This window comes from Pontibacillus chungwhensis BH030062 (genome assembly GCF_000770675.1).
Classification (GTDB): domain Bacteria; phylum Bacillota; class Bacilli; order Bacillales; family BH030062; genus Pontibacillus; species Pontibacillus chungwhensis.
This window is the reverse complement of sequence record NZ_AVBG01000006.1, coordinates 76,871-91,532: the sequence shown is the minus strand read 5'-3', so window position 1 is coordinate 91,532 and position 14,662 is coordinate 76,871. Positions and strand designations below refer to the sequence as shown.

The 14,662-nt window shown below is 40.7% G+C and carries 11 protein-coding genes; 6 read left to right on the top strand and 5 right to left on the bottom strand.

Translation table 11 applies throughout. The features are described 5' to 3' along the window. Nucleotides 1-22: 22 nt before the first annotated feature. Nucleotides 23-1,384 carry a S41 family peptidase gene (locus tag N780_RS09590; RefSeq protein WP_036783040.1) on the bottom strand — a complete coding sequence of 454 codons (1,362 nt, stop codon included), beginning with the start codon at nucleotides 1,382-1,384 and terminating at the stop codon, nucleotides 23-25. Between the two features lie 140 nt (nucleotides 1,385-1,524). Between N780_RS09590 and N780_RS09585 the strand changes: the two genes are divergently transcribed. Then, nucleotides 1,525-1,770 (top strand): hypothetical protein, encoded by a 246-nt coding sequence (locus tag N780_RS09585; RefSeq protein ID WP_036783037.1) that lies wholly within the window; start codon nucleotides 1,525-1,527, stop codon nucleotides 1,768-1,770. 72 nt (nucleotides 1,771-1,842) lie between these two features. On the opposite strand, the gene N780_RS09580 is transcribed toward N780_RS09585, so the two are convergent. Then, on the bottom strand, nucleotides 1,843-2,766 hold the full coding sequence (locus N780_RS09580) for an accessory Sec system S-layer assembly protein (protein ID WP_036783034.1): 924 nt from the start codon (nucleotides 2,764-2,766) through the stop codon (nucleotides 1,843-1,845). A gap of 24 nt (nucleotides 2,767-2,790) precedes the next feature. Continuing rightward, the gene (gene secA2, locus N780_RS09575; RefSeq protein ID WP_036783031.1) at nucleotides 2,791-5,160 is read right to left on the bottom strand and encodes an accessory Sec system translocase SecA2; all 2,370 of its coding nucleotides are present in this window, start codon (nucleotides 5,158-5,160) and stop codon (nucleotides 2,791-2,793) included. Nucleotides 5,161-5,431: 271 nt separating this feature from the next. On the opposite strand from secA2, the gene N780_RS09570 reads away from it, so the two are divergent. The 4 genes from N780_RS09570 to N780_RS19225 all read left to right on the top strand — a co-directional run bounded on the left by N780_RS09570 (nucleotide 5,432) and on the right by N780_RS19225 (nucleotide 11,416). Then, the gene (locus tag N780_RS09570) at nucleotides 5,432-6,607 is read left to right on the top strand and encodes an N-acetylmuramoyl-L-alanine amidase (protein WP_052114984.1); all 1,176 of its coding nucleotides are present in this window, start codon (nucleotides 5,432-5,434) and stop codon (nucleotides 6,605-6,607) included. A gap of 380 nt (nucleotides 6,608-6,987) precedes the next feature. Further along, nucleotides 6,988-8,037, top strand: coding sequence for a glycosyltransferase family 4 protein (locus N780_RS09565; RefSeq protein ID WP_036783028.1), 1,050 nt, complete (start codon nucleotides 6,988-6,990; stop codon nucleotides 8,035-8,037). Between the two features lie 122 nt (nucleotides 8,038-8,159). Then, the gene (locus tag N780_RS09560; RefSeq protein ID WP_036783025.1) at nucleotides 8,160-9,722 is read left to right on the top strand and encodes a phytoene desaturase family protein; all 1,563 of its coding nucleotides are present in this window, start codon (nucleotides 8,160-8,162) and stop codon (nucleotides 9,720-9,722) included. Nucleotides 9,723-9,922: 200 nt separating this feature from the next. Further along, a complete protein-coding gene (locus tag N780_RS19225) occupies nucleotides 9,923-11,416 on the top strand; it encodes an N-acetylglucosaminidase (protein WP_052114983.1) in 1,494 nt (497 codons plus the stop codon). Nucleotides 11,417-11,473: 57 nt separating this feature from the next. Here the strand turns inward: N780_RS19225 and N780_RS09550 are convergent, their stop codons facing one another. Beyond that, complete coding sequence (locus N780_RS09550) at nucleotides 11,474-12,523, bottom strand: LCP family protein (protein WP_052114982.1); 1,050 nt, start codon at nucleotides 12,521-12,523, stop codon at nucleotides 11,474-11,476. A gap of 4 nt (nucleotides 12,524-12,527) precedes the next feature. After that, entirely contained in the window at nucleotides 12,528-13,178 is a 651-nt protein-coding gene (locus N780_RS09545; RefSeq protein WP_036783021.1) for a YigZ family protein, read from the bottom strand. Between the two features lie 172 nt (nucleotides 13,179-13,350). On the opposite strand from N780_RS09545, the gene N780_RS09540 reads away from it, so the two are divergent. Then, nucleotides 13,351-14,487 carry a sensor histidine kinase gene (locus N780_RS09540; protein WP_036783018.1) on the top strand — a complete coding sequence of 379 codons (1,137 nt, stop codon included), beginning with the start codon at nucleotides 13,351-13,353 and terminating at the stop codon, nucleotides 14,485-14,487. Nucleotides 14,488-14,662: the final 175 nt, after the last annotated feature.

Here is a 14,662-nt window from a genome sequence, read left to right as displayed (position 1 = left end):
TAACGGCCCCACCTAGTGCTTTCTATGGATGTATGGAGATGGGCTGCATAATCCCCTTAGTGGAAGCAACGCCATTCGTCCCCCTCCATCCAGGCTCAATCAGTAATCGGTATTTCTGATTTAATTCCAAGTCCTGATCTGGGTCTAACACGAAGGTGCCATCATCTTCTTTATTTAATGTGAAAGGCAGGTCGCTACCGCCTAAAGGAAATAGATGAATAGCGTCTTGTAATTCTTCCATGATTACAGAAGTGTTGGTGTTAATGGTAAATGTTTTATCCGGATCTACGGTGAGTTCATTAAATCTATCATACCTTAGTTCCTTTAAAGCCTCTGAATGGGCATCTAGTAGTGGGGTGGAGGTAGGGATGTCTGGTTCAATTCCCACTTCATTAATGGTGTTATGCTGTGGAGTAAAGAAACGGGCGATGGAGAGCTTAACGCCACTGCCATCACTGAATTCCTTGAGCTCTTGCATTAACCCTTTTCCAAATGTAGTTTCCCCGTACAGAGTAGCGGCTTTGTAATCTTTTAGAGAGCCCGCCACAATCTCAGAAGCGCTAGCACTATTTTCATTGATTAAAAGAGAAGCGGATTGGTCTAACTTATACGTGAGATCCGATGCGCTATATTGGTATGTAGTGTCTCTAAACTGAGCGTGCATAGCGGTTTCCACACCTGGAAATACCCCTAAGACTTGTTGAGCGGCTGTCAAATATCCACCTGGGTTGTTGCGGAGGTCAATGATCCAATGACTGACATTGCCCATGGATTGAGATAGGCGTTCAAGTTCAGTAAGTGTTGAAGAACTAAACATATGAATCTTGAGGTATCCCGTTTCTCCTCCGATTCGTTTTCCTGTAACAGCTGGCAATTGAATTTCTTCCCGGGTTAGCGTTAAGGTTTTGGTTTTAGAATCTTGTAATACGGTTATCGTCAAAGAAGAACCAGGCTCACCTGATAGGTATGTTATTGATTGTTCCAGGTTTTTCCTTTCCAAAAGGGTCCCATTAACTGATAAAATAATAGTACCTACTTTTATACCAGCTTTTTCTGCAGGAGTATGTTTATAAACTTCAGAGACTTGAAGGCCTTCTTCGTGGGCTTCGACTGAAATCCCAATTCCTACATATTTTCGATTGATTCTGTTCTTGAAATCTCTTAGTTCTTCTTTGGAGAAATACGTAGAATATACATCTAAATGATCAAAAATCGTAGTCAGGTCTTGCTCTAGTAGGGTAGGATCTAGTTCATCTACGTACTCGTTTTTTATGTATTCCTTAATTTCTTCCTCGTTACTATTCGCTTGAATGGTGGATGGGAGGAAGGAAAGAGCTAAGAAAGAAACCAAGGCTATGACCAGAATTCTGAGACGGGTTTCCACGTATATACCTCCTTTGCTATTATTTTCTAGTATATCACGGGAGAAGTTTATAGAGTGAGTATAAATCGAAGAATGGTAGGACGTGAGACTCTTTACAACAATAAATCACAATTTTATGATTAGATGAGGAGGTCGTTGTTATGGCTAAGAAAAAGATAAGTGTTTCTGTTGAAGAAGACTTGTTTAATAAAATAGATGAAAAGACACAAGAGCTTGGAATTAGTAAGAGTGCGTTTCTTTCTTTTTCTGCTAGCTTCTTTCTTCATCAACTAGAAAGTACAGAGCAATCCGTGGGCAATCCAAACATAAGTGTTTACCAGTTAATCAAGAGTAACATTGAAGCTCTTGAAGAGGCTAAACAGCTTAGCAAAGAGCAAAACAAGTAACATCTACTTAACCGACTTTTAAACAAAGAAAAGCTGAACATCTCATTGGAGACGTTCAGCTTTTCTTTGTTTCTATTGCTGATTTTGTATGGGATAGGCTTTCCAGGTGCTTAAGTCAAGCTCTTCCGTTTGAATGATCGATTTCGGGAAAATAAATGTCCATGGCTTACTCGTGTTTGCCGAAACATTGAAGTCTTGTAGCTTAAACCCGCCTTTAGCAACAGGAACTCCACTCGCATCTTCGAATTGAAGAGGCAGTTGTTGGAGGTTTATGCCTTTTGAACTTCCGTTACGAATCAACATTGTTACGTGTAAGTCCCCGTTATCTGTCTCATGAGCACGCAATCCCATAAAGTTCACCTCACCTGGTTTAGGTGGTGTGAGGGACTCTGTATAATCTTTCAGTTTCTCATACTCTTCACTAGCCATTGATTCCTGCCAGCTGTCGGCTAATTCAAGCGTATGCTTTTGAGAAGTTTTCCTCATTTCGAAAGCAAGCTTCCAATCATCCGTTGGAACTTCTTCAATCGGGACAAATAAGTCCTTTTTGTCAAATAAGAAGAGGTGAGGTCGGCTAGATCGTGCCGGAAGTTCCCCTACTTCAGCTAAGTCAAATTGCTTGCGCCCAAGCTTTGTTCCATCGTTTTTCATCAGAAGGATGGTAGTACTATTAAATGTGATCTTCTTATTGAGAGAGCTACGTACAAAAGCTCCGGCAGCGATCATATCTCCTTCTAACTTTTTTAGCTCAAAGGCCGCCAATGACAATTGGTTAGGCAAAAGAGGAGGGTTTTCGTTGTTCATGAAACGGTAAACATAAATATCTTCTTCCCCTAATTTCCAATTAGGATTGATCGACAATTCGGTTTCTACTTCTTCAGATGAAGAATCTGATTCTACACCATCTAATAAGTCCTCAGCATCTACGGTGGAATCGTTAGAAGGTTTTTCGGAGTCTTCTTGATGTTTCTTGTTGCGTTTTAAAAAGTTTAACACGGTAGTTAGATCCTCCTTTTGTCGTTATTTTTTCTTACCGTTGTTGATTCCTTGTACAAATCTAGAGAGCTGAAGCACCATCTCTCGTTTCATTTCAAACATGGTGTGGTGGAACACATCGAGCCCTTCGTTCTGGTACAGGCGCAGTGGGTCTTCTTGTTGGTACTGGCGCATACCAATTCCTTCACGAAGACGGTTCATGATCTCTAGGTGACGAATCCATTGACGGTCAATAACAGCAATAGATACTTGTTTTAAGCGATTCTGAAGCATTATATTTTTGCGTAACACATCAATCTTAGCTGTATACTCATCTGCTACTTTCTGAACATATTCCTTCACGTCCTCGATGCCTTCAAAGGATTGTTCTGTCATGTTCGTTTCGATTAAAGGAGCTGCACGGTTTACTTCTTCTTCTAGATGACCGAGGTTCCATTTTTCAGGTACGATGGTTTCCGGACATTCTTTCTCTACGATCTCAAGGAGATAGTCTTTTATATAAGGAAGGATCGTCTCTACTGAAGTATTGGACTCTAATATTTGATTCCGCAATGTGTAAATGACTCCGCGCTGATCATTAATCACATCATCGAGCTTTAAGTTAAACTCTCGTATATTGAAATTGCTTCCTTCTGAAATTCGCTGAACTGTATCAATGAACTTATTCATATCTTTATTTAAAACGAGGCCGTTCTCATCTGTTTTAAGAGACTTCATCTTGCGTTCTGTTTCTTCTTCCGCGAAGCGGTGCAACATGTCATCTTCCATTGAAATGATAAACTGAGTCGAACCAGGGTCACCTTGACGACCTGAGCGACCTTTAAGCTGATTATCGATACGGCGAGATTCATGGCGTTCCGTTCCAAGTACGTGGAGACCACCTGCTTCAGCAGCACCTTCTCCAAGCATAATATCTGTACCGCGTCCGGCCATGTTTGTAGCGATCGTGATTTGACCTTTCTGACCTGCTAGTGAAATGAGACGCACTTCCTGCTCCACACTTTTCGCATTTAACAATTCGTAAGGAATGTTTTCCTCATCTAAATAGTTTGCAACAGTCTCAGATTGCAGGATTGAAGTTGTTCCAATTAAAATTGGCTGGCCTTTGCTATAACGGTCTTTTACCTCGTTAACCATAGCTTCATATTTCTGTTCTTTCGTAGCATAGATTAAATCTTCTAAGTCCTCGCGAATGACAGGTTTATTCGTTGGAATTTGAATGACGTCCATGCGGTACGTGTGTTGGAATTCCTTTTCTTCTGTTTTCGCTGTCCCCGTCATACCTGAAAGGATCGGATACATTCGGAAGTAGTTCTGGATGGTAATGTTAGCTTGTGTCTTATTCTCTTCCGTAATTTCAAGTCCTTCTTTAGCCTCGATTGCTTGGTGAAGGCCATCAGAAAGCGTGCGTCCTTCCATCATACGTCCTGTGAACATATCAATTAATTTAACTTCACCTTCGTCGACAATATAATCGACATCACGCTTGAACATGACATGTGCACGTACGGCCTGGATTACATAGTGGTAAAGCGTTTGATGCTCTAGATCAAATAAGTTGTCTATGCCAAAGGCACGTTCAACTTTAGTGATTCCATCCTCTGTTAAGCTTGTCGCTTTGGTCGTTACGTCGAAATTATAATCAACCTCAGCCTTGAATGATTTCGCAAGCTTAGCACAAACGCGGTGCAGCTGTGCACTTGCCATCATCTTTCCGGCAATAATAAGGGGAGTCTTTGCCTCATCTACTAAGACACTATCGATTTCATCGACAATGGCATAATGATAGGGGCGCTGGACTCTTTGGGAAGCTTGCTGTGCCATGTTATCTCTCAAGTAATCAAATCCAAATTCTGTTCCAATTCCATATGTAATATCAGCCTGGTAAGCTTGTTTTTTCTCATCAGGTGACATTTGGGTAATATTGAGCCCGACTGTAAGTCCTAGAAATTCGTGAATCGGTCCAATTAATTCACGGTCACGCTCGGCCAGGTACTCATTGACTGTAATGACGTGTACGCCTTTTCCTTCAAGAGCACGCAAGTAACTCGGTAAAGAGGCGACCAACGTCTTTCCTTCACCTGTCATCATCTCAGCAATGTTTCCTTCGAATAAAACAAGTCCACCGATTAATTGGACGTCATAATGACGCATTCCTAATATACGTTTGGCAGCTTCCCTCACGACAGCAAAAGCTTCTTCCTTAATCGATTCTATGCTTTCTCCTTCTGCTAATCTCTCTTTAAATTCTGTCGTTTTAGATTGTAGTGCTTCATCTGAAAGTCTTTCTATTTTATGTTCCCATTCATTTATCGTTTCGACATTCTTTTCATAGATTTTCAACTGACGCTCTGACTTCTTGTCTCCATAATACTTCCTGATCGTCTCAAGCATATTATACGCTCCTCAATGTCTGTAATTACCGATTATTAGTATATCACGAAATTTCAGGATATTCATCATGGTCTTACTAGATTTGGCAGGAGGATGGAGCGTGAATTCTAGTTATATTTTCATTTGTAAAGGGTCAATAGTAGGTGGGTGAAATCGACAAACTTATGTAAATAATTCTATATTTTTACCTTAATTTTTCAAAATGGATAGAATTTTCCTTGGTACTCATGATATTATCTATGCTAGATAATGATGAATTGGGGGAGCTTAGATGACAACAAGAAAAATCGTAGGGGCACTTCTAAGTTTAATTGTTTTGTTTTTCGTACCGGTGATGACGCAAGCAGAGACAGTGTGGGAAGAATTGCCGGAAGAAGCAGACGTAGAACCAGATAAGACATGGACAATCGAATTCAATACACCAATCAATCAAGCAACGTTACAGGAAAACATTTATGTTAAAACATTAGACGATGGAAAGTATATCCCTACATACGATGTAAGTGAAGACGGTAAAAAGGTAGTGGTTCATCCACCAGAGGATGGATACGTAAGTAGTGGGTATTACAAGCTTGTAGTAGAGAATGACATTTCATCTGACAAAGGGAAGCAGATGGATCAAGGATACGAGAAGAACTTTAGTATTAAGTCTTATGAAAAACCTGTTATTGAGGAAAAACCAGTGCTATCTACCGGAACGGTAACAGCAGATGTTCTAAATGTGAGAGCTGAACCAAATGCGAGTTCTAAGAAGTTAGGAAGTCTCTCGCGAGGTGACGTAGTTGATGTATATGATTTTGAAGATTTTTGGACTGAAATTGAGTTCAATGGTCAAAAAGCGTATGTACATAAAACATACATGAAGCTTCGTAAAGCAGGCGGAACAGCTGTGGAAGGACAACGTATTGTCATTGACGCAGGTCACGGAGACCATGATCCAGGAGCACAAAGTTGGGGAGCTCAGGAAAAAGAAATTAATCTTGATGTTTCTTTAAGAGTGGCAGAACGATTAAAGGCACTTGGAGCTACACCAATTTTAACAAGAGATACAGATCAGTTCTTAACGCTTCAAGGTCGCGTAGAATATGCTCAAGAAGTGAGGGGCGACCTATTTGTAAGTATTCATGCAAATGCAGCTTCTCCAGGTGCAAAAGGTTCAGAAGTATTCTATGATTCAAGGAAATTGAGTAATGTAGAAGAAGGTCGCGCGTTGGCTGGATACATTCAGAGAAAACTTGTCGACATTGCAGGTATGTATGACCGTGGTGTGAAGGACAACAACTTTTACGTTATTCACTACAACACATTGCCAAGTGTATTAGTTGAACTTGGGTTCATGACAAATAGTGGAGATTTCGAGAAATTAACATCCAATTATTACAGAGATCTTTATGCTCAGGCTATTACAGAAGGAATTGTTGATTATTACGAAGCTGAAGTGAACTAATGATAGGGCATCCTTATTTACTTAAGGGTGTCCTCTGTTTTTAAGTACCCCCAACAGTCATAAATGAAACGGATCGTAACGAAATTTATTTAATATACTTAAGAGTGAAACTTTTATAGTCTGCTTTTCGTCTAATAACATAAAGATTAAACCCTTATTTGAACTGGATTTATACATACATTTGGGAGAAATGTCGTTTGAAGTCGACAAAAAAAGGTAAATAAAGATGTAAATCCGATATTCTAGACGAGGGCACGTTGTGTTATAATCCTAATGGTAGTTTGCTCAGAAAAGTGGAATGGTATACATGAATTTGGAAAGTAATAACTGCTTCTTGAACATTAAAGTTGGACATACTAGAACCGAGGAGGGTCTTTTAAATGGAGTTTAAGGCCTTATTATTATGTTTCATTGCTTCAATCCTCATCACACCCGTTGTGAAGAAGTTAGCTGTGAAAATTGGAGCGACGGATAAACCGAATGAACGAAAAGTACACCAAAAATTAATGCCACGTTTAGGTGGCTTAGCTATATTCTTAAGCTTTGTTGCTGGGGTTCTCTTATTCTTCCCAGATTCAGGATACACATGGCCTCTGGTAATCGGTAGTACGATTATTATTGTTACAGGTGTTCTTGATGACATGAAGGAATTATCCCCGAAATGGAAAATTGCAGGTCAACTTGCCGCTGCGCTTATTGTGGTTCAAGCTGGTAATGTTAAAGTTGAGTACATTAACTTACCATTTGGAGATACGCTACAGTTTGGTTGGATGAGTGTTCCGATTACGATTCTTTGGATTGTAGGGATCACGAATGCGATTAACTTAATTGACGGACTTGACGGTCTTGCAGCAGGAGTATCTTCGATTGCTTTATTAACCATCTCAGGTATGGCGATTGCAATGGGTGACTTCTTCGTATCCATCATCGGCCTTATTACACTGGGAAGTACGCTAGGATTCTTAATCTACAACTTCTATCCAGCAAAGATCTTCATGGGAGATACAGGAGCTTTATTCTTAGGCTTTATTATAAGTGTCCTCTCGTTGCTTGGATTTAAGAACATTACGTTATTCTCGTTCATTATCCCGGTTATTATTCTAGGCGTTCCAATTTCTGATACAATCTTTGCTATTGTGAGAAGGTTTGTTCAGCGCAAACCGTTATCATCTCCAGATAAATCACACTTGCACCATTGCTTATTGCGATTAGGGTATAGCCACCCTGAAACAGTGCTTATGATTTATGCAATGGCTGCTCTGTTTAGTTTAGCAGCAGTTATTTTCTCCCAAGCCACTATGTTTGGATCCGTATTTGTCATATTTACCTTGCTCATCTTAATTGAATTAGTCGTTGAAGTGACAGGGTTAATTAGCCAAAATTACCGTCCAATCTTAAATCTGATTCGAGATTATCGTACGAAACGATAAACGAGTAAAGCACCAGAATCTTCTTTATTTAGATTCTGGTGCTTTTTTATGTGTGTAATTTTGTTTATCTTCTCATTGTGGTGGTATTGTTTAAGATCATTTTTAAGACAGTGAGGGATCCTATGGATAATGTAGATGCAATCGTAATTGGTAGTGGTCACAACGGTTTGATATCAGCTTTCTTGTTAGCTGAAAAAGGGTGGAGGGTGCTTGTGCTAGAAAAAGCTGATATCCCAGGAGGAGCTTCTAAATCAACCGCTTCAAACGGATTCACCCATGATTTGTACGCGATGAATATCGGTCTTTTCTTAGGTTCAGATTTCTATAAGGAGTATAAAGAAGAGCTTTCTGAGAACGGATTTGAACCGGTAGTCAGTGATCACCCATACGCAAGTGTCTTCCCGGATGGGACAGGGATCGGAGTGCACCAGGATCGTGATCGAACGTATGAGGCTTTATCAGCTCTTTCTCAGGAGGATGCGGATTCTTGGTCCAGGTTAAACGATTACTTTGATCAAACAGCCCCACACTTTATGCCACTTATGAAGATGGAACTGCCTTCCTTTGAGGCAGGAAAACAGTTCTGGAAGATGTATAGACATTTCAAAATCAGTGGTTTGCTTCAGCTTGGAAGTCAGTTGCTGCAGTCCCCAAGGGAGTTCGTTGATCAATGGTTTAAAGATAAGAAAGTGAAATCACTTATTGTACCCTGGGGATTCCACCTGGACTTTGCACCTGATGTTTCGAATGGAGCCGTCTTTCCATTCTTAGAATCCGTTCTGAACCAGCGTAACGGGATGGCCTTCTCGAAAGGCGGAATTCAGCAACTAATCAACAGTTTAATAAAAGGGATTGAGAAAAGAGGCGGAGTGGTTCGAACAGGGACTGAAGTAGACGAAATCCTAGTGGAGCAAGGGAAGGCTGTTGGTGTAAAACTCACCTCAGGTGAAATCGCTTATGCAAAGAAAGCCGTCATCGGTAACATTACACCTACTCAGCTAATCTCACGACTACTTGATCCTGAGACCCTTCATGCTTCTTATGTCGAAAAAGCAGAGAACTATCAGTATGGACCTGGAACGATGATGATCCACCTTGAACTGAATGCACCTCTGGAATGGACGGCAGGGAAAGAGTATAGCGAATATGCCTATATTCATATCGGTCCATACGTAGGTGATCTTTCACGTACGTATACTCAAAGCTTAAACGGGACACTTCCAGATAGTCCCCTTCTTGTTGTCGGCCAACCTACAGTCATCGATCCATCCCGTTCTCCTGAAGGAAAGAATACCATTTGGATTCAAGTGCGTGCCTTACCAGCAGAGGTGGAGCGGGACAGCTTAAACGAGATTGAACCCGGGAGCTGGAGAGAGATGAAGGAAGCCTATGCCGAACGTGTGCTGGATAAGCTCGCTCACTATGCTCCTAACGTAAGGGATGTGCTTTCTCATAAAATAGTTTTATCTCCAAAGGACCTGGAAGCAGACAATCCGAATCTAGTTGGTGGAGATAGTGTAAGTGGAAGTCATCACCTGCATCAGAATTATGCTTTTCGTCCTGTTGCAGGATATTCAAAATATCATACCCCCATTAAAAACCTCTATATGGTAGGTGCCGCAACCTGGCCGGGAGGAGGGCTTAATGGGACCTCAGGTTATTTGTTAGCCAACAAACTAAGCTAGCACATTCCGTCGAAAAATAGCAAAAGAGCTTTTCCCGGGAAATATTCTGTCTAATGATCAGAATATTTCTCTTTATTTGGTTAGTGAAAATGTTAAGTTTCTACAAAATAATCTCATATATTTCCTAAACTTCTATGAATCTATGTCGATTCTAATTATAATAGATGGTAGATTCTAAGAAATCAGGAGGGAATACTGAGATGAGAAAGGGAATGATTTGGTTATTTAGTCTTGTTTTCCTGCTGACGTTGCTGGGGACAACGGAGGTAGCGAAAGCTGATTCGATTTGGGAAGAGTGGGAAGAGGTAATCAACATCCCATCTGATAAAGTGTGGACGATTGTTTTTGACACTGAGATCAAACAAAAGACCATTACAGAAGAGAATATATATGTTGAAAATCAATCAACAGGGGAACGGCATCCTGTGGAATTGAAACCATCTGAGGATCGGACTACGATTGAGGTACAGCCACTGAAAGGGTATACAGTTGGTGATTCCTATAAGTTATATGTTAAGCAAGGTTTGCGCTCTGAGAAAGGCAATAAGATGATGGAAACTTCAATTAAGAAAACGTTCCACGTATCAAAAGAATACCAAATTGCACAAATGCATTCGGTTGACTCTTATACATATGGCATTTCATTTGATTCATTTGAAGAAGCTAAAAGCAAGGCGAAGAAAGATGGGACGGAAGTGCTCTATCATAACGGTGAAGTGATTTGGATTCCGGAGGGGCAGGCTTATACGAAACATTATACGCTTCTCTATCCAGACGAACGCCTGAAAGATCGCACTGCGGTGAACTATGTTAGTGGCGGCAGTGAAGTAGAATACTTGGAGTCTGCTGCAAATGGGGCTTTAAAGGTTCGTTTATCAGGAGATGTTTTGTATGCGAAGCCTGGTGACATTCAACTTGTGCCTACACCATTCATCAGCAGTCAGTCTTATTATGTGAATAAGGGTGGAGACTTGTATCACAAACTTCGTAGCTATTATGGTCAATATCGTTATGGGAAAGCACCAGAATGGATGGATGAAGGGGAAAAGATCTATAAACCAGATGGTAGCTGGACGCTAGGTGAAAAAGATACGCCTCTTTTCAACTATTTATCCTTATTAACGAAATCAGACTATACAGCTGAAGAATTGAATCAATACATGGAGCAATATTCTCCTATCGATAATAGTGTCTTATCCGGTCACGGAGAATCATTTATTAAAGCGCAAGAGGAATATGGAGTAAACGCTTTATACTTGATGGCTCATGCTATTCATGAGAGTGCATGGGGGAATAGCTCTATTGCCAGAGATAAAAATAACTTATATGGATTAAATGCAACGGATGACAACCCGTACGGAAACGCCTATGAATTTAATTCTATAGAAGACAATATTATGTTTGCAGCGCAGTTTGTGAAAGATGGTTATCTTACTGGTACAGGTTTTCGGGCCAATGGAGATTATCTAGGAAACAAAGGCGAGGGCATGAACGTCAAATATGCATCTGATCCTTATTGGGGTCAAAAGATCGCTGGACATATGTACCGTGCTGACAACGCGTTGGGGAACAAGGACCTTAACCTTCTGACAGGAGAACCTGACCCGGTTGAGGAAGAAGAGGAATCGACGGATGAGCAACCAGAAGAAGATTCAACTCAAGTATCCGAGGAGGATGTTGAAACTTCGAAGTAAGTCACATGAAATCAAAAGATGGTTGAGAGACTCAAATCTCTCAACCATCTTTTTTCGTTACAGTTCTTCATCTTTATCTTCTGAAGTAGGCTCTTGTTTCTTAGCGTACGTGCTGTCCCCGTCTTCTTTTTCATCTATTGTATTATTTGTACCATTTAGATCAAGGTGTGTTTGTAGTGTATTCTGGATCGACGTAAGGCTGTTATCGTTTACTTTGAAATAATACAAATCGTTAATGAACGTTCCTTCTCCGTCTAGTTGCATCGTTTCAAACGAAATATTTCGGTCTAGCACATAGTTGTGCAGGGCACTCATTTCATCAAAGCTCATGTTCGTTTTCATATTGTTCCCGATTGAGTCGATTAGAGAACCATACTTCGTAACGGACTTGACGTCTGAAGCTTCATCGAAGATCGATTGTAGAATCTCCATCTGACGCTTACCGCGCGCTTGGTCACTGTCATATTGGCGGGAGCGGGCAAGGGCTAATGCTTCTTCACCTGTGATTTCTTGTGTACCTTCTTCAAGTTGAATAGCTCCGTCCTTATCTTCACTATTCTTCTCAGATAGATCGAATGGTACGTCATATTGTATACCGCCAAGTGTATCAACAGTTTCTACAAAGGCATTGAAGTTAAGGCGGACATAGTAATCAACGGGTACATCAAACATATTCTCAACAGTCGATACGGAGTAATCGACTCCTCCGTAAGCATGGGCGTGTGTAATCTTATCACGCTGATCCATTTGAGGGATGTAAGCATAAGAGTCACGCGGGATGCTTACGAGTTTGATAGACTTTTCTTCTTCATTTAACGTGGCAAGGACCATGGCATCTGAGCGTGCGTTACTATCAAAGTCTCGCTTTTCGCTATCATCCACGCCCAATAATAATATAGAGATGTTGTCCTGGTATGGATCGACCATTTCATCGCGCTTAGCGGACATATCGCCTCGCTTCAGTTCTAACTGAGCACTATTGGTAGCGTTTTTTGCTTTGTCGGTTAAGTAAGCTCCATATCCGGAAGCTACTCCGGCTCCTAGTAATAAAAGAACAATAAAGGACCAAAGAAAAAGCTTTTTCTTGGATGTTCTCTTACGCTTCATGAATTTAGTCTCCTTTTTCAGTCGTGACATCCGTTTCCATATAGGAAACTTCCTCTTGAGTGATCTCAGCCTGGCCGCTTGTTAAGTCGACCATCCAAGATGTAAACACATCTTCTTCACCTTCGACTACATATACTTCTAATTCCACGTGTTCAAGGTAATTAATCCCCTTCAAGGCATATTGACTGTTTCGGAGCTCATTTTCGACCTTGCCAAGAAGTGTATAGTCTGCAGTTACTTTCATTGTGCGCATCAACTGGCGCCTAACAATGCCAGTTGTTTCAAGAGCTTGAGATGTCGCGCCTGAATAAGCGCGAATTAATCCTCCTGCACCAAGTTTAATTCCCCCGAAGTAACGGGTAACGACTACGGCAGTATCTTTTAATCCTTTTTTCTTCAAAACATCTAGTATAGGCACGCCAGCGGTTCCGCTAGGTTCACCGTCATCGTGTGCTTTTTGTATTTGATCGTGTTCTCCCACCATATAAGCGGAGCAGTTATGAGTGGCATTACTATGTTTTTTCTTAATTTCTTGTACAAATGCTTTAGCTTCTTCTTCTGTTTCTACACGCTTTACATACCCAATAAAACGAGACTTCTGTATAACAATTTCTTCAAATCCTTCACCATTTACTGTAAGATAATTGTTTAGCATCTTGCATTTAACCTCCTAAAACTTCATTATAAAGATGTAGATGTCGAACGGCAAACGATATTGACCGTTATTGCCAAAATATAGATGAATTTCAACTTTTTTTAGAATTACCCCCAAAAATAGACATGGGCCAAACGAATGAGTATGTGAACATAGATGGAGGAGACGTTTTATGCCGGAGAGTAAAATTGGTGAAAAAGCACTTGATTCCATCATCCAAGAGATGATCGATACTGTGACGAATAGTAAAGATGAAATATTTCAAATCGGCGAGCAGTCCCGAAATGAGTTCGAACAGCTTGATCGTGAACTGAAAGACACGAAAACACAAGTTGTTGAAATTATAGATGCGGGAGATACGCTTGAACGACAAGTGCGTTTCTCAAGAATGCGATTATCGGAAGTTAGTAAACATTTCGACCGTTACTCTGAGCAGGAAATTCGCGAAGTGTATGAACAGACGCATCAACTCCAAATGCAGCTTTCCGTTAAGCGTGAGCAGGAAAAACAACTTCGGCAGCGAAGAGATGAATTAGAACGTCGCTTAAGAAAACTTGAAGATACGGTCGAACGTGCCGATGCATTAGGTGGGAAGATATCAGTTGTTCTTAACTACTTAAATGACGACTTTAGACAAGTGTCAGAGGCATTGGAGGATGCGAAGGAGAAGCAAGCATTTGGTCTTCAAATTATTGAAGCTCAAGAAGAAGAGCGTCGTCGTTTATCGAGGGAAATCCACGACGGCCCAGCTCAAATGCTCGCAAACGTTATGCTTCGTTCTGACTTAATCGATCGGACTTTCAGGCAGAGGGGCGTTAATGAGGCTCTTAAAGAAATTAAGGAAGTGCGTGGCATGGTTCGGTCAGCGCTTTATGAAGTGCGTCGCATCATTTACGATTTAAGACCGATGGCCTTAGATGATTTAGGGTTAGTACCAACGCTAAAAAAATACTTAGGCACAATTGAAGAATACAATAATATGGAAATACCGTTCACAGCTTATGGAGAAGACAAGCGTCTTGATCCTAAATACGAAGTAGCACTATTTCGACTCGTACAAGAGGCAGTCCAGAATGCTGTGAAACACGCAGAGGCTTCTAAAATCGAAGTGAAATTCGAACTGAAGCGCTCCCTTGTAAACATTATTGTAAAAGATGATGGACAAGGTTTCGACACAAGCCAAAAGAAAGAGAAGTCATTTGGGCTTGTTGGCATGAAAGAAAGGGTAGAGATGCTAGAGGGAGAGATATCAATCGATTCCAAACTAGGATCTGGAACGATCATTATGATCCAAGTTCCTCTGAACTAAATAGAAAACTATATTCTACCAACTTTTTGTATTATAATAGAAAAAAAGTAATGGTTACGAATAAGTGATTAGTATTCCCATCCGAGGCGATTGTGTGACGCGACAGGTATTGTTTAAGGATCATAGTTTAATAAAATAGTAAAATAAATGGATAATGGACACGGGAGGCTCGAGC